Source organism: Lentzea alba (assembly GCF_047445655.1).
GTDB classification, from domain to species: Bacteria; Actinomycetota; Actinomycetes; order Mycobacteriales; family Pseudonocardiaceae; genus Lentzea; species Lentzea alba_A.
In genome coordinates, this window is sequence record NZ_JAJAEG010000006.1 from 274424 (window position 1) to 290343 (window position 15920).

Sequence of the window (15920 nt, forward strand, 5' to 3'; positions counted from 1 at the left end):
GTACTGACCGGACGGTCCGGCCCGCCAAACGGCGGCCCGGTCACGGCGCCTGAGACGTCACCTCGGCCAGCGCCTTCCGCATCTCCTGCAACGCCGCGGCATCCTGCTCCCGCTCGCCCGGCAACGCCTTCGCGATGATGTCCAGGTTCTCCAGAACCGTCGCCCGGTCACGGCTGCTCGACTTGAGGAACGCCTCCTCGTAGGCAGCCGTGACCCGAGCAGCCCGCTCAGCCACCTTGTCGGCCACCAACGCCCTGGCGAGCAACGCGTCCGCCTCCGTCACCCGTGACCAGAAGGTCGAGGGCGAGATCTCGCGCGCCGCCTTGGCCGCGTCCGCGATCTTCTTCTTGGCATCGGTCTTGACGAACGGCTGCTCCGGGTTCCACAGGTGCGCGAGCAGTCCGCGGACGACCTGGTTGAGCGTCGGGTAGTAGTAGACCTCGCCGGTCTTGGCCTGGTGCAGGTCGGCGGCCTCGCCGTACGCGTCACGGGCGGCGGCTAGAGCGGCAACCGGTCCATCCTTTGTGGACAGAGAGCACCGTGCGCGGCGGCTGGCGAGGCTGCCGAGCATCGACAACCGTTCGGGTGTCCTGCCCCGCTCCAGCAACCAGTTCAACAGGTCCTCGGCCTCCGCGAGGCGACCCAGGGCGTCCGGGGTGTTCTTCTCGCTCTGTTCGACGAGCTCGACCGCGCTCTTGGCCTTGACGTTGACGAGCTGTTCCAAGGTTTTGAGGGTGCCGGCCGAGCTCCAGTCCTTCAGCACGGCCTCGTAGCACTCCATCGCCCGGTCATAGCGGGCGAGCAGCCCCCAGACGTCGCCGATGTCGGACAGCTCCCGGCCGCCCAGCCAGCTCTGCGGATCCACGTCGCGCAGGGCCTGCAGCTCCTCGGCCAGGTCCGGGACCTCGTTCGGCCGGCAGGTCTCGGCGCGGCGCTTGAGCTCGTCGAGCCGGTCCCTGAGCTCCCGCTGCGCGATCGGTGCCGCCGGCCGCCCCGCCTGCCCGGATCGCAACACCAGCCGGAACGCCGGCGGGCCGTACACCTGGTACGCACCCCATGTGTTGGTGGCCGGGAATTCCCGGTACACGCGCTGGCGGGCTTGCAACACGGCTGAACCGAGATCACGGCCGGAGAGCAACGAGTCGTACAACCGGTCGGCGAAGGCGTAGGCGGCCCTGTCGTCGACCGCCCACCCCGCCGCGATCACCGCGCGCACGCCGTTGTCCACGAGCTGGCGGGAGATGCTGGAGGCGAACCGGTCGGCGGGCATCGACGCGCCCCGCGTGCGCGACCTCATGGCGCCGAGGTGGCAGCAGTTCATGAAGACGAGGTCCGGAGTCGTCCGCATCTTCGCGATCTCGAGTGGACCGAGGTAGGTGTCGAGGCCGATGCGCACGCCGCTGCGGGTGACGTCGTCCGGGTCGTAGTTGCCGTGCCCGGCGATGTGGATGATCCGGTACTCGCGGGCGAACAGGGCGTTCAGGATTCCGACGACGTCCTCACCCGCGTCGGCGTCCGCGCCGGGGATGATCGCGGTGACCTCGTACCCCTTGCTGTGCAACACGTCCCGCACCAGCTCGGCTTCGCGGCGCGCGGCCGGCAGCCGTTTCAGACCGGTGCCCGCCGGGTCGCCGATGACCAGCGCGGCCTTTCCCGACGAGGGTCGCGTGCCTTCCGTGGTGGTGCGCGTCTCCAGCCTGCGCAGCACACCGACCTGCACGGCCAGCGGCAGCAGGTCCTCGTCCGGGGAACGGCTGGCGAGCATCTCCAGCGGCAGCACGCCCGCCTGCTCGTCGACGACCACGCTGAGGTGCTCGCTGCCGTATCCCTGCTCCTTCAACGCGTTCGGCACGAGCAGCTCGTAGAGGGTGTTGAACAGCTGGTGGTCCTGCACCGGCTTGTCGATGGCCTCCGAGACCAGTTCGTCCAGCACGCGGCGCTGGCCCCTGCTCACCCGTTGCTGCACACCGGCGTCCCTGCCGATGCTCGTGAACGTCAGCTCGACCAGGCCCTCGGCGAGCGGGACCCGCTGGCCCGGCTCGGCCGCCACGATGCGGACGGTCCGCCACGTGTCGTCGTGGTAGTCCGGGCGCGGCATCCCGCGCGTGCCGTGCTCGCCCTCCAACAGGCGGCCCTCGACGACGACCTCGGTGCCGCCGTCGCCCTTCAGCGTGCCCGCGAGGTTGATCGCTGCCCTGGTCGCCTGGATCGCCCTGTCCTCGTACAGCTCGACGATCTTCAGCTCGTCGACGAACACGCTCGACCTGACGTCCCGCAGCCGGCGGTTCGCCTGGCGCACACCGGTGACGATCGCGGTGAGCGAGTTCTCCACCGGCATCGCGGGTACCAGCGCGGTGCCGACGAGCACCGCCGCGAGCGCCAGCGGTTCCGTCGCGCCCCGGTCCCTGCTCTCGGCGACGAGGCGGAGCACGGCCTGGATCACGCTCGCCGTCAGGCCGCGGGGCGTCAGGTCACCGGCGTCGCCGATGCCGATCACCACGCCGGCCGGGCCCTTGTCGTCCTCGAACACCTCGCAGGTGTTCAGCGGTCCCGGGTACTGCCGCAGTTCGAGGCGGCGGATGAGCGCCCCTTTCAGCCTGGTGTCCAGCGCCTTCTCGGCACCACCCACAGGCGTGCCGTCCTGGTGACCGACGAGCACCGGATCCTGCACCGACCCGAGATCGCCGTGCATGACGCAGACCCGCAACACCTGGCGGTCGGACGTGCGCGAACCGCCGCCCCACGCCATCCGCACGATCTCGGCGTCGGTCGGCAACAGCAACCGTCCGCGTGACTCGGGCATGGTCCTGGCGTCGATCGTCACCGCGGGCGGCGAGTTGAGCAGCTTCGCCGGTGTCTTGCCCTCCAACAGGTTCAGCACGCAGGCCGCGACGTCGCGGTCACCGGGCAGGTCCGCGTGCGGCACGACCGCGTACAACGTCGGCAGGCCGGGAACGGGGGTCGGCATCGCGAACCCGTCACCACCGGTCGAACAGGTGAAGTCGCCGTCCTTCACACCGGACGCGGTGAGCTCCGCCGAACCGTAGACCGCGGTGATCCCGGTCCAGTCCGCGGTGTCCGGCGTCTCGCGAGGCTTCAGCAGCTCCATCAGCGGCCATCGGGCCATCTGCTGCCCGATCTCGGCAGACTCGGCACCCGAGAGCAACGCGAGAGCCGCGGTGAACTCGTCGCGGCCGGCCAACCGTGCTTTCGCCAGCCAACTGCCCTGCAGCGGCGGGCCCAGCAGCACCGCACGTCCGCCCTTGCCCCGCCAGGCCTTGCGCAGATCGTCGTCGCGCAGAGCCTCCAGAACGAGGAGCGCGCCCAACCCGTGCGCGACCACGTGCACCGGCTTGTCCTGCGCCACCTGGGCGGCGAGCAGGCCGGTCAGCCGCTCAACCGGCGACTCCGTTGGTGCATAAGAGAAAGGCAGCACCTCGTGCGGTGTGGCGAGTGTATCGGCGAGCATGCCGTAGGCGTTCACGAGGCCGTTCGGCTGTCCGTCGAGCGACTTCGGCACGCCGCAGCTCGCGAGCTCGGCGACGTCGGGCCAGGTCTCCACCTCGCCGACCTTGATGCGCGACCCCAGCAGGTCGGGCACCACGATCACCTTGGTGTTCTTCTCCACCAAGGCCTCGTCGCGGTGCCGTGGCGTGGTGGTGGTGATGGTGGGGTCCTCGAACAGCGCCACGCTCTGACCACTCGTGGCCTTGAGCCAGCCCAGCAACGCCTGGCGACTGTCCGAGTTGGAGAAGTACTTGCCGTGGCTGACGGTGGTTCCCCTGAACGACGCGGTGCGTTGCGCTTTCCTGCGCGCACCACCGGACATCGACGAGGTCGGCACCACGAAGTCGTGGTCCTCGCGGAAGAACAGGTTCATGCCCCGCACCAGCAGGTTGCGGCGGATCCCGCTGCCCTGCACGTCACCCGCGATCGAGCCCAGCCCGTCGTCCAGTCTCGTCGCGGTCAGCAGCATCCGCAGGAACGGCGCCTCCGGCATCATCGCCTCGATGCCGGGCACGATGCGCGGGTCCGTGCGCTGCTCCAGCACGGTCATCAGGAACTTCTTGATCAGGAACGCGATGCCGGTCTCGGACAGCCCCGGCACCAGGTTGAACGCGTTGAACAGGAACGATCCCCACTTGTCCAGCCGGTGCGAGGCGAGCGTCGTGCCACGCGCGGGGCAGGCGACCCGGACGAACCGCTCGACGGTGATCTTCCGTTCGGTGAGCCGCTCGTGCAGCTTCGGCAACGCTTTCAGGTCAGGGTGTCGGGACTCAGGGTCGACGGGCTGCGAATCCGGCTTGTACGGGTTGAGGTTGGGCGGCTGCTTCGACGCGTAGCTCAGCACCTCGCCCACGAGTCCGCCGCGTGAGTGGCTCACCAGGTGCAGGGGTGTGCCGGCGGGCAGGAACTCCGCGGCCTGCAAGGCGTTCTCCACCGGAGACATGCTCAGCGTCGCGTGCTCGACCGCCAGGATGCGGCCCTCGTACGTCTTGACCAGTTCCAGCCACTCAGGGGTATCGCGCAGCGCGCCGAACGCGCCCTCGGTGTGCGAGAAGGTCCCGTGCAGCAGCACCAGATACGGCTTGTCGCTGGACGGCACCTCCGCGTCCAGCAACGCTTTGGGATGCAGTTGCAGTTTGTCGTCGACCTTGTAGACCCCGCGCGGCTTCGGCTTGCGCCGCCACACCTTTTCGGGCGCGTCGACTCCGACCGGCTTGTCGATCCACTCCACGACCTCGCGCATGGCCTTGCGGGCGGTCCAGGTCGCGATCGGGTTGGCCACCACGCCGAGCGCGTCGTCGACCAGCCCCGAGCGGTCGATGTCGACGCCGACGGCCTGGTCGACCACGCGCAGGTTCGCGGCGACCTCCGGCGGCAGCGTGACCTCGACGCGCCGGACCGAGGCGAGCCCGGCCGACGAGCCGCGCGAGCGGGTCTCCGACTCCAGGTAGTCGGTGATCTCGGTGTCGCGGGCGGCCTCGGCCAGCCGGTCGGCGCGGTGGAACGACACCACGCCGTCGGTGTCCACGACCTCGATGACGTCGTCGCTCGCGCCGTCCAGGCCCACGAACTCCGCGTCGGCGTTGCGCACTCCGGCGACCTTGATCTCGCCGCGGGTCTGGTAGCTCTCGAAGTCGTTTCCGTACAGCTCCGCGAACTCGTCACCCTTCGGTGAGTCGACGCGTTTGCCGTGAACGATGAGCTCCATGCCGGCCTGCTTTCGCGTAGGTGCATGTGGCTCTCGCGGATCCGAACGACTTCGTTACCCCTATTCCACGTCAGCGCGTTCGATCATTTCGATCATGTGGTGGCGAAATCGGCGATCCGCGGGTAGGCATGCGGGTGGGCTGATCGCGGAGAGGAACGGAGCGACTACACGGGAGTCTGTGATGACCACAGGGGGCAGGACAGAACTGGGAGTCGACCTGGACGAGCTGCGGCTGCTGGTCGGGTTGTCCTACCGCGAACTGGCGCGCCGCACCGGATGCGCGCGCAGCACGTTGCACGACGCGTTGACCGGCCAGCGGTTTCCCCGGCTCGACACGGTGCTGGCGATCGCACGGGCGTGCGGCGGTGATCCGATGAGCTGGCGGCGGCGCTGGGTCAACGCGAGGCGATGTCAGGCACCGCGCACGGCACCGACGATGTCGCGGCAGTCGACCAAACCCAGCTGACGGGAGTCCTGTGAACGCGGGTTGTCCCCCACCACCGCGACGAACCCCGCCGGCACCTGGGCCACGTCCGGCAGCGTCGGGGTTAGCCAGTCCGGTATGGGGTCTCCGGCGACGGCCGCCACCCGTTTGATCCGGTGCGGCAGTTCCGGGTCCGGCACCCGGAACACGATCACCTCACGGCGGCGCGGGTCCCTGCGCAGGCGGCGGGCCAGGAGCTGCTGGCCGTCGCGCAGGGTCGGCGCCATGCTGTTGCCCCGCACGACCACCCGCGTCCACGGGAGGGTGATCATCGCGCCCTCGCAACCCGGTACCCGGTCCACAGCAGTCCCATCAACCGACCCTCGCATCCTGGTATCCGTCCGCCTGCAACCGGAAGAGCCGCGCGTACTCCCCACCCGCGTCCATCAGCTCGTCGTGACGACCCTGCTCGGCGATCCGCCCGCCGGCCAGGGTCACGATGAGGTCGGCACCCCGCAGCGAGGACATCCGGTGCGAGATCAGCAACCGGGTCCGGCCTTCCGCGTGCCGCCGCACGGTTTCCTGCACCCGGTGCTCGCCCTCGGCGTCCAGCCCGGACGTCGGCTCGTCGAGGATCATCAACTCCGCGTCGGCGCGCATCAGGCACCGCGCCAGGGCCACGCGCTGCCACTGCCCACCGGACAACGTCACGCCCGGATGGTCGTCGTCCGCGTGGGTCCGGGACAACACCGTGTCGAACCCTTGAGGCAACGCCCTGATCGTGTCGGCCACGCGGGCCAGCTCCGCCGCGGCTTCGATCGCACCCCGATCGTCGAGCCGAGCGGCCTGACCGATGCCGATGTTCTCCGCCGCGGTCAAGTCGTAGGCCATGAACTCCTGGAACACCACGCCGATCCGGGCCCGCAGCCCGTCGACGTCCAGCTCGCGGAGGTCCACACCGTCCCACGTGATCGTGCCCCGCTGCGGGTCGTAGAACCGGCAAAGCAGCTTCACCAGCGTGCTCTTGCCCGCACCGTTGACGCCGGCCAGTCCGACCGCCCTCCCGGCCGGGATGGTCAGGTTCACCCCGCGCAGCACCCACGGTCCGTCCTCGCTGTAGCGGAACCAGACGTCCCGCAGCTCGATCGACGCGTTGTGAGACGGCGTCCCCGTGCCCTCGGGCAGGTCGTCGTGAGTGCCGATCACGTCGAGGTAGTGCCCGAACAACGTGACCGCCCGCCCCGCCTCACCGAGCTGCAGCACCACACCGGAGAGCCCGGTCTGCACCCCTGCGACGGCTCCCAGGAACAGCACGAGATCACCGACCGAAGACCGACCGGCCGCCACGTTGAGCACCACCACGACCGTGCCCGCCCCACCCACCGCGGCGCCGAGCAACGCAAGGGCGCTCTGCACCAACGTTCCCCGGCGCGCCGCCGCGAGCCGCGCGCCGGAGACCGTCGCGAGCGAGTCGATCATCCTGTTGTGCAGCAACGATCCGAGCCCGAACAACCGGATCTCCTTGGCCGCACGCACATCCGTGAGCAACGCCCGGTAGAACAGCCGCCGCCGGTCGGTGGCGACCCACGCCTCCTCCGTGGCCGCCTCACGCCGCGCAGTCGCCAGCCTGGCGAACACCGCGGTCACCACCGAGGCAAGCAGCAGCAACGTCATCGGTGGCCACACCACCAGCAACGCGCCGGAAAAGCTGACCAGCAGCACGACCGAGCGGATCACCTCCTGGGTGAACTGCGAGATCGTGCCGGGAGCCTCCTGCGCCGCCTGCTCGGCGAGCCGCAGCCGGTCGTGGAACGCGGGGTCCTCGACGTACCGCAGCCCCGGCAACGTGGCGACCCGGCGGAACAACCTGCTCTCGACGGTCAGCGTGACCCGCTGCTGCACCACTTCCCCGAGGTGGCCGCCGAGGTAGAGCAACGCGATCGCGAGCCCGCCCACCAGCGCCGCGGCGACCGCGAGGAACGCCGCCCGGCCAGGGCTCGCCGTTCCCGAGGTCAGCTCGTCCACCAGCAGCATCGTCAGCCACGCGCCGCTCGCCGGCGCCACACCGGCGAACACCGTGAGCACGAGCGTGATCGTGGCGACCAGCGGCGTTGCTCTGAACGGCAACGCGAGCGCCGCCGCGGCGTTGCGGATCATGCCACCGGCGCCGGAGCGTGCGCGAAGTCGCCGAGCTTGATGCCGGACGCGGTCACCACACCGCCGTGGGTGTGCACCAGCGTCGGGAACGCCATGACCTCGAACGCCGACAGCACCGGGTCGTCGGTGCCGACGACCACGACCCGCCCGAGCCCGCTGACCTTCTCGGCCAGTCGCGAGGTCGCTTCCGGATCGGTGAGATCACCGTCCACAACAGACACGAACCTCGCCGCGGGCGGGTCGGCCAGCAGCGCGTCGCTGAGCGTGCGGCACGGTCCACAACCGACCGAGAAGAAACCGACCTGCACCGGCCCGTCGAGGTCGGCGTTCGTGAACGGCATGCCCTTCGTATCGGTGACCTCGAACGGCTTGATCACCAGGCCGGGCTGCGGCAGGTTCTCGTTGCGGCGCGGTCCGGAGTTCTCCTGCAGCTCCCGGACCCTGGCCACCAGGCCGCAGGTGAACAGCACGTGCAGCGCGACCACGACGGCGAGCAGCACCACGGCAATCGTCAGCAGGGTCAACGGTTCCTCCCAGGATGCGGGCGACGGCGCGAACGCGCCGATGAGAGCGACAGCGACCAGTGATCCGTTGCGGACGAGGTGTTTCGGCCCGAGCACCTCACCGCCCGCGCCGAAACACTTGCAGCGCACGGCTTTCCGGCTCCGCATGACCAACGCGATCCCACCGCAGAACGCCAACAGCAACGCCACCACGACCGCGTACCCCAGTCGCGTGCCGGGGACGGCCAGCAACACCACGGCAACGGCCTCTGCCGCGAGGATCGCCGCGGCGACCAGCCGGGCCGGCGACCACGGCGCGATGGCCGCGATCGAGTCGCGGAACTCGGCAAACCCTTGCCGGGTGCGGACTTTACCGGCGAATGCCACGAGGAACACCACCGCGAGCAGCACGCGAGCGAACAGGTCGAGCACTTTCGGCCTCCAAGCACGGTGCCGGCGGGGGCGCCCCGCCGGCACCGCGGATCAGCGCGTCACTTGCAGCTGGTGCTCTTGGACGAGCAGATGCCGTTGCAGTTGAACCGGTACCCCTTCTTGCAACACTGCCCGTGCTCCGGCACGCAGGCACCGGCATCCACCTTCGGCAGCACCATCGCCACGAGCCGCTCACCGGCCAGCTGCGCGAGTCGCTTCATCGTCCGCTCCTCCCAGTTGATCAACACTGAACGGCGACCACGCTCGCTCGGCCGGGCCGGAAACGGAAGGAAAGTCGGACGGTCTCGGACGCCCTCGGACGCCGCCGGGCATCGCGAACCTGATCAACTGCGCCCTATCACGAGTCCGATTAATCCACAATCGGTACTTCCTTTGAAACCAAAACGCTAGTGCATATCACACGCCCGCCAGCCTGTGCAATTCTGCACTTTAAGTCACGAATCTCTACACCGGAATGCCTCACAAACATCGGATAGCCACCTAGTCAATAGGCCGTGCAGTGCAATCTTGATCACAGCCGAGAGTGGCGCCTGCAACCCCCTTGGACCTTGACCTGGCCATGTGGTGGGTTGAGAGAATTCATGCGCGATTCCACCCCGAACGGATTGCACCCTGTCCTGATTCCCCGGCCGATCAGGAGTGCCCCATCTTGAGCGCGCCACACGTCTCGTTACGCGATTTCGCCATTGGTCAACTTCGAAACCTGCTCCGAGCCGTCGGTTTAACGGGTTCCGCAGAAAGATCTACGAAACTGCTGGCCGAGGCAATGGGCCCCGGCTGTGAGCTGCCGTTATCCGCGGTTCCGCATTGGCCGTCATTCGTCGCCGACGACCACACCCCGGTCGAATTCTCGGTCGCTTTGACCCAAAACGAACCGCCCGCCGTCCGCATGATCGTCGAGTCGATCGCGGAGCACCCGGACCGCAGCGCGAACCTCAGCGCGGCGCTCGGCGTGCTCGACCGGCTCACCGTGCAGCACCGGCTGGACCTGCGGCAGCTCGACCTGGTGCGCGACCTGTTCCTGCCCGCGGAACCACAGGGCGCGTTCGCGTTCTGGTACTCGCTGATCGTCCACGCGGACGCGGCGCCCGCGATCAAGGTCTACCTCAACCCCGAGGTGCGGGGCCGGGAGAGCGCGACGGCGCTCGTCAGCGAGGCGCTCGCCAGACTCGGCCTGCGGGACGCCTACCCGAGGGTGACCGGGCACGCGTTGCAGCGCGACGGGCTGGACCGGTTCTCGTTCTTCGCCCTCGACCTCACCGAGGAGCCGCAGGCGCGGGTCAAGACCTACGTGTCGCACGAGGCCGCCGAGATCGCGGACGTCGTCCGCGCGGCCGCCGCCGCACCCGACGTCGACCTGGAGCTCCTGTCGGACGTCGTCGCACTGGCCTGCGGCGGCACCGGGCCGTTCACCCGCAGGCCGCTGATGTCCAGCTACACCTTCATGTCCGGCGACACGGACCGGCCGAGCGGCTACTCGATCTACATCCCCCTGCGGGACTACGTGCAGGACGACCTGGAGGCCTGTGAGAGGGTTCTCACGATCATGGCCAGGTGCGGGTTGGACACCGCGCCGTTCGTCATGGCGCTGGCGAGCATCGTGCGCAGACCACTGGCCGAGGGTGTCGGGCTGATCGCCCACGTGTCGTTGCGTCTGGGCCGGCCGCGGCCCGGAGTCACGGTGTACCTGTCGTCGGAGGCGTACGACGTGACTCCGCCACGCACGAAGGCAATGTCGTTATAGAAAGGCAAGATCGTGGAGCCGTACCGGATCAAGGTCGTCGAGCCCATTCCCATCACCACCCGCGAGTACCGGGAACGCCGGTACGCCGAGGGTGGCTACAACCAGTTCAACCTCACCGCGGACGACGTCACGATCGACCTGCTGAGCGACTCCGGAACCGGTGCCCTGTCGGCGGAGCAGCAGGCGGCCGGCATGCGCGGGGACGAGACCTACGCGGGCGCGCGGTCGTTCCAGCGGTTCCGGGACGTGGCCGAGGAACTGACCGGCTACGAGCACATCTTCCCGGTGCACCAGGGCCGTGCCGCCGAACGGATCCTGTTCACCGCGTTGCTCAAGCCCGGCCAGATCTCGCTCAGCAACACGCATTTCGACACGACCCGCGCGAACGTGGAGCTGGTGGGCGGGGTGTGGCGCGACATCCCGTGCCAGGAGGCGAAGGACCTCGACAGCGACGCGCCGTTCAAGGGCAACATCGACCTGGAAGCACTCGAAAAGGCGCTGCAGGGCCCGGACGACGTCGGCCTGGTGCTCATGACGATCACCAACAACGGCGGCGGCGGGCAGCCGGTGTCGATGGCGAACATCAAGGCCGCGAGCAAGCTTTCGCGGAAACACGGCGTTCCGTTCATCCTCGACGCGGCCAGGTTCGCCGAGAACGCCTGGCTGGTCACGCAACGAGAAGCGAAGTACCGCGACCGCAGCGTGCGCGACGTCGTGAAGAAGGCGTTCCGGCTCGCCGACGGCTGCGTGGCGAGCCTGAAGAAGGACGGCATCGTCCACATCGGAGGGTTGCTGGGCCTCAACGACCCGGAACTGGCGCGGCAGTGCGAACTCCTGCTGATGGCCACCGAGGGCTTCCGCACCTACGGCGGGCTTTCCGGCCGCGACCTCGACATGTGCGCGCAGGGCATGATGGAGGTCACCGATCCGCTGTACCTCAAGGAGCGCGCTGACGCCACAGCACATCTCGCCGAGTGCGCGCGACAGGCCGGTGTGGACAGTGTGCAGCCGACGGGTGTGCATGCCGTGTACCTCAACGCGGGCAGGCTGTTGCCGCACATCCCGCCGCACCGGTTCACCGGCCACGCGCTCGCGTCGGAGCTCTACCTCGCGGGCGGAATCCGTTGTGCCGAACTGGGTTCGCTCTACCTCGGCGAGATCGACGACGCCGGCGAGCTGATCACGCCGGCGCCGTACGAGCTGGTGCGCCTGGCGATCCCGCGCCGCGTCTACACGCGCAGCCACCTGGAGTACGTGGCCGAGACACTCGCGGGGATCGCCAAGAACCCGGAGCGGGTGCCCGGTTACCGCCTCGTCGAGGCACCCGCCATCCTGCGCCCGTTCCGGTGCCGCCTCGAACAGGTCCGCTAACGGATGAAGGGCTCTTTCGTCCACCTGAGGTCGACGAGAGAGCCCTTCATCCGTTCAGGCCATCGCGGGGTCGAGTTTGGCCATCGCGTGCTCGATCACGCGGGCCAGCACCGCCTTGCACGACTCACGGTCACGCGCGTCGCACAGCACCAACGGCACGTTGTCGGTGACGTCGAGCGCGTGCCGCACCTCGTCCTCGGTGTAGGAGTGGCTGCCGTCGAAGCAGTTCACGGCGACCACGAACGGGATCCCGCGGCGTTCGAAGAAGTCGATCGCCCCGAAACCGCCGTCGAGCCTGCGGGTGTCGACCAGGACGACCGCGCCGATCGCGCCGTACGACAGCTCGTCCCACATGAACCAGAAGCGGTCCTGGCCGGGCGTGCCGAACAGGTACAGCACGACCTCGGGGTTGATCGTGATGCGGCCGAAGTCGAGCGCGACCGTGGTGGTGTTCTTGCCCTCGACGCCGGCCAGGTCGTCGATCTGGGTACCGGCCTCGGTGAGCAGTTCCTCGGTCCGCAGCGGCGTGATCTCGCTGACCGCGCCGACCATCGTCGTCTTGCCGACGCCGAAACCGCCGGCGACGACGATCTTGACCGAGGCGGGGACGAGCAGTTCTTCGGGCTGCTCAGATCGCACGGACACCATCCAGGACTTTCTGCAGTAGGTTGCGGTCCGGCGCGACGGCGAGCCGCGACGGGTCGCTGGTGATGACGTCACCGCGCTGGATCAGGTCGCTCAGCAACACCTTCGCCACGACGAGCGGCGCGTGCAGGTAGGCCGCGACCTCCGCCACGGACAACGGTTTGCGGCACATCTTCATGATCTCGAGGTGCTCGACGGACAGCGATCCGGTCTCCGTCGTGGTGCGGATCGCGCGGACCTGGGTGGCGAGGTTGAGACGGCCCCACGTCGGTCTGGTGCGGCCGCTCACCAACGCGTAGGGGCGGACCAGCGGGCCCGCCGCCTCGTCGTACCACCAGTCCGACGACCGCGAGCTCATGACAGCCCCGGGAGTCGCGGCGACGCGAGTGTTCGCGGCGCCGACGACAGGTAGCTGCCCACGCGCTTCACGAGCATGTTCATCTCGTACGCGATCATGCCCATGTCCGCGTCCTCGTCGCCGACGACCGCGAGGCAGGCGCCCTGCCCCGCTGCGGTGACGAACAGGTGCGCGCGCTCCATCTCCACGATCGTCTGGCGGACCTGGCCGCCACCGAAGTGCCTTCCGGTGCCGCGGGCCAGCGACTGGAACGCCGACGCCATCGCCGAGAGGTGGTCGGAGTCGTCCTTGGACAGTTCGGGAGAGCGGGCGAGCAGCAGGCCGTCCGCGGAGAGCACCACCGCGTGCCTCGCACCGACCACTCTGGCGACGAGGTCGTCCAGCAGCCAGTTGAGCTCGGGGTGCCCGCCGGTCAGGTCGTCGTCCACTTCAACAGCCCTTTCGATGTTCGGGGTCATCAGGGTTCGACGGCGTCGTCGGCCTGGCGGGCATCACGGGTGCCCTGCTGGAAGGCCGACATGCCGTCGCGAGTGCGTTCCGCCCGTTCCTCGTGACCGACCTCGGGAAAGTCGGCCGCCGGGCGGTGGTCGTCGTTCGCCAGCTGCGGCACGAGGTGCTGCTGCTTCCGGCGCCGCGGCAGTTCCGGCCGCGCGTCCTGACGCGCCGCGTCACCGTCCGCGGGGTCCTCGGCCGGCCAGGTTCCGGCCAGGTGGTCTTCCTCCCGCAGCACACCGCCGATGCTGCCGCTGTCGGGGTCCTTCACCTGGCGCGAGTCGTTTCCCACTCCTCCCCCGGCCCAGAACTCGTTGAGCTCCGAGGTGGAGGGCCGGGCGTCGAGCACCACGTCGTCAGTGCCGTGCGGGAGGGCGTTCTGCGCGAGCGTCTGCTGCCGGAACGTCGGCTTCGGCATCTGCACGGGATCCGCCGGATCGGCCGCGCCCGCCTCGCCGACGAGCAGGTCGGCCGGGACGAGCACCAGCGCGATCGTGCCGCCGGACGGGCAGTCGCGCAGCTCCACCCGGATGCCGCGACGGGCCGCCAGGCGCGCGACGACGAAGAGGCCCAGGCGGGACTCACCACGCAGGCGCATGGCCTCGAAGTCCGGCGGCGCGGCCAGCATCTTGTTGTGCTGCTCGCGGTCCTCCAGCTTGATGCCGAGGCCGTGGTCCTCGATCTCGATCACGAGACCCTGCGGCACCTCACTGCTGTGCACCTCGACCTGCGAACGCGGCGAGGAGAACGACGTCGCGTTGTCGACCAGCTCGGCGATCAGGTGGATCGTGTCGGCGACGGCGGCACCGGCCAGCGCCACCTCGGGCACCGGGTTCACCTTCACGCGGGCGTACTGCTCGGTCTCCGCGACCGCCGCGCGCACGACGTCGAGCATGCGCACGGGCTTGCGCCACTGCCGGCCCGGCTGCTCGCCGGTCAGGATGATCAGGTTCTCGGCGTTGCGGCGCGCGCGGGTGGCGAGGTGGTCGAGCTGGAAGAACGCGTCGAGGTGGTCGGGGTTCTCCTCCTCGCGCTCCAGCTTGTCCAGGATCTTCAGCTGGCGGTGCACCAGACCCTGGTTGCGGCGCGCGATGTCGAGGAAGACCCGGTTGACGCCTTCACGGGTCTGCGACTCCTTCACGGCCGCGGCGACGGCGGTGTACTGCGCGGCGTTGAACGCGTCGGCCACCTGACCGATCTCGTCGTTGCCGTAGTCCAGCGCGGGAACCTCGGCGGCCACGTCGACGTGCTTGCCTTCGCGCAGCCGTTCCACGATGTCCGGCAGACGTTCGTGCGCAAGCTTCAGCGAGTCACTCTTCAGGCTCGTGAGCCGGACGATCAAGGCCTTGTTGACCAGGCGGCTGGAGACGCGCACCGCGACGAAGATGCCCACGATCACCGCGACCAATGCGATCAAGCTACCGATCAGCACGGTCGTGAACTTGCTCTGCCCGTTGGACATCGCGAGGTTCACGGCGCCGTTGGACTGCTCCTCCACGACCGCGGTCAGCTCGGTGTTCACCGCACGGCTGGCGTTCTCGTAGTCGGCCAGCGTGACCGAGTTCCCGATGTTGCGTTCCGCGTTCTGGATCAGGCGGTTCTCCATGGCGGTCAGCTGCTGCCACGGTGCACTGGCGACGATCTGCTTGTAGTGGTCACGCACGTTCGGCAGGACGTAAGGCTCCATGCCCGCCAACGAAGACCGGTACTGACCGACCAGCTGGACGAACTCGCGGTGCTCCTCCGGGGTGAACTTGCCGACCGTCAGCGCGGCGGCGGCCACCGAACCGGACCGCGACATCGCGTCGACGGCCTGGAAGGACTGGGGCGCGAGCAGCGCGGCCGCCACGGTCTCGGCGTCGGGCACGATGCGGGCCTGCGTCGTGAACAGCGAGGCGCCGGAGTCCAGCAGGCTGTTGTAGTAGCGGTAGACCTCGTCCTTGGACGCGGCGCCCGACTCCAGTCGCTCACGCACCTCGGGAAGCTGGTCCAGCAGCCCGTTGAGTTTGCCGATGCCGTCGACGATCTCCTGCGGCGCCTTGGAGGCGAGCTCGGCGAACGCGGTCTTCATCGTGCTCACGTCCGCGTCGGTCGCCTGCTGCTGCTTGAGCAACGCCGACGTCCCGGAGCCCGGCCGGCTCAGGCTCGTCATGCTGAGCTCGCGTTCCTTCTGCAGCGAGGAGAACGTCTGCACCGCCGGAATCGACGCGTCCTTCACACCTGATGCGACCAGCTGGAGGTACAGCCCCTCGAACACCGTGTAGGACGAGAACAGCGCCCACATGGCCAGAAGGACGATGCTGGGAACCACCACGACACCAGTGAGCCGAGAACGAATTGTCTTGTAATTCGTCTCAGGCACGTTCTTCAGCTTCACAACTCTCCACGACCACCCGAATTGGCGACGGAAAGGTAGCACTGCATGATCAACACGATCAACAGGCGATGATCTTGGGGGGCGCGTAGAGACTACTCAGTCAGATGACCATCGCAACACCCCCTATCAGACGTTTCGGCCCTCAGGGGAACCCGTGTTGGCATGCGTGAACACGCTCCCG

12 protein-coding genes are annotated in these 15920 nt (G+C 68.8%); 3 read left to right on the forward strand and 9 right to left on the reverse strand.

What is annotated here, in order from left to right; translation table 11 throughout:
- Positions 1-40 precede the first annotated feature (40 nt).
- Complete coding sequence (locus tag LFM09_RS12275; protein WP_414096515.1) at positions 41-5215, reverse strand: CHAT domain-containing protein; 5175 nt, start codon at positions 5213-5215, stop codon at positions 41-43.
- A gap of 181 nt (positions 5216-5396) precedes the next feature.
- Between LFM09_RS12275 and LFM09_RS12280 the strand changes: the two genes are divergently transcribed.
- Entirely contained in the window at positions 5397-5681 is a 285-nt protein-coding gene (locus LFM09_RS12280; RefSeq protein WP_414096516.1) for a helix-turn-helix domain-containing protein, read from the forward strand.
- Here LFM09_RS12280 and LFM09_RS12285 read toward each other — a convergent pair.
- Genes LFM09_RS12285 through LFM09_RS12300 form a run of 4 tightly spaced genes read right to left on the reverse strand, consistent with a single transcriptional unit; the run spans position 5627 to position 8952 of the window.
- Positions 5627-5971: a S26 family signal peptidase gene (locus LFM09_RS12285; protein WP_414096517.1), complete on the reverse strand. Its 345-nt coding sequence runs from the start codon at positions 5969-5971 to the stop codon at positions 5627-5629. The genes LFM09_RS12280 and LFM09_RS12285 overlap by 55 nt on opposite strands.
- A gap of 40 nt (positions 5972-6011) precedes the next feature.
- Positions 6012-7796 (reverse strand): ABC transporter ATP-binding protein, encoded by a 1785-nt coding sequence (locus tag LFM09_RS12290; protein ID WP_414096519.1) that lies wholly within the window; start codon positions 7794-7796, stop codon positions 6012-6014.
- Positions 7793-8731 carry a TlpA family protein disulfide reductase gene (locus tag LFM09_RS12295; protein WP_414096520.1) on the reverse strand — a complete coding sequence of 313 codons (939 nt, stop codon included), beginning with the start codon at positions 8729-8731 and terminating at the stop codon, positions 7793-7795. Before LFM09_RS12295 ends, LFM09_RS12290 begins: the two co-directional genes overlap by 4 nt.
- Before the next feature lie 59 nt (positions 8732-8790).
- The gene (locus LFM09_RS12300; RefSeq protein ID WP_414096521.1) at positions 8791-8952 is read right to left on the reverse strand and encodes a hypothetical protein; all 162 of its coding nucleotides are present in this window, start codon (positions 8950-8952) and stop codon (positions 8791-8793) included.
- 449 nt (positions 8953-9401) lie between these two features.
- Between LFM09_RS12300 and LFM09_RS12305 the strand changes: the two genes are divergently transcribed.
- Together LFM09_RS12305 and LFM09_RS12310 are read left to right on the forward strand one after the other, a co-directional pair.
- Positions 9402-10496: a tryptophan dimethylallyltransferase family protein gene (locus tag LFM09_RS12305; RefSeq protein ID WP_414096522.1), complete on the forward strand. Its 1095-nt coding sequence runs from the start codon at positions 9402-9404 to the stop codon at positions 10494-10496.
- A gap of 12 nt (positions 10497-10508) precedes the next feature.
- The gene (locus LFM09_RS12310; RefSeq protein WP_414096523.1) at positions 10509-11867 is read left to right on the forward strand and encodes a tryptophanase; all 1359 of its coding nucleotides are present in this window, start codon (positions 10509-10511) and stop codon (positions 11865-11867) included.
- 54 nt (positions 11868-11921) lie between these two features.
- On the opposite strand, the gene LFM09_RS12315 is transcribed toward LFM09_RS12310, so the two are convergent.
- The 4 genes from LFM09_RS12315 to LFM09_RS12330 are packed head-to-tail and all read right to left on the reverse strand — an operon-like array spanning position 11922 to position 15673.
- The gene (locus LFM09_RS12315) at positions 11922-12515 is read right to left on the reverse strand and encodes a GTP-binding protein (protein WP_414096524.1); all 594 of its coding nucleotides are present in this window, start codon (positions 12513-12515) and stop codon (positions 11922-11924) included.
- Entirely contained in the window at positions 12496-12870 is a 375-nt protein-coding gene (locus LFM09_RS12320; protein ID WP_414096525.1) for a DUF742 domain-containing protein, read from the reverse strand. Before LFM09_RS12320 ends, LFM09_RS12315 begins: the two co-directional genes overlap by 20 nt.
- Entirely contained in the window at positions 12867-13328 is a 462-nt protein-coding gene (locus LFM09_RS12325) for a roadblock/LC7 domain-containing protein (RefSeq protein ID WP_414096526.1), read from the reverse strand. Before LFM09_RS12325 ends, LFM09_RS12320 begins: the two co-directional genes overlap by 4 nt.
- On the reverse strand, positions 13328-15673 hold the full coding sequence (locus tag LFM09_RS12330; protein ID WP_414096527.1) for a nitrate- and nitrite sensing domain-containing protein: 2346 nt from the start codon (positions 15671-15673) through the stop codon (positions 13328-13330). Before LFM09_RS12330 ends, LFM09_RS12325 begins: the two co-directional genes overlap by 1 nt.
- Positions 15674-15920: the final 247 nt, after the last annotated feature.

Bases quoted from the DNA above. Each gene is read 5' to 3' on its own strand.
- LFM09_RS12315 (WP_414096524.1), bottom strand. From the start codon at position 12,515: ATGGTGTCCGTGCGATCTGAGCAGCCCGAAGAACTGCTCGTCCCCGCC.
- LFM09_RS12275 (WP_414096515.1), bottom strand. From the start codon at position 5,215: ATGGAGCTCATCGTTCACGGCAAACGCGTCGACTCACCGAAGGGTGAC.
- LFM09_RS12285 (WP_414096517.1), bottom strand. From the start codon at position 5,971: ATGATCACCCTCCCGTGGACGCGGGTGGTCGTGCGGGGCAACAGCATG.
- LFM09_RS12280 (WP_414096516.1), top strand. From the start codon at position 5,397: ATGACCACAGGGGGCAGGACAGAACTGGGAGTCGACCTGGACGAGCTG.
- LFM09_RS12290 (WP_414096519.1), bottom strand. From the start codon at position 7,796: ATGATCCGCAACGCCGCGGCGGCGCTCGCGTTGCCGTTCAGAGCAACG.
- LFM09_RS12320 (WP_414096525.1), bottom strand. From the start codon at position 12,870: ATGAGCTCGCGGTCGTCGGACTGGTGGTACGACGAGGCGGCGGGCCCG.
- LFM09_RS12300 (WP_414096521.1), bottom strand. From the start codon at position 8,952: ATGAAGCGACTCGCGCAGCTGGCCGGTGAGCGGCTCGTGGCGATGGTG.
- LFM09_RS12325 (WP_414096526.1), bottom strand. From the start codon at position 13,328: ATGACCCCGAACATCGAAAGGGCTGTTGAAGTGGACGACGACCTGACC.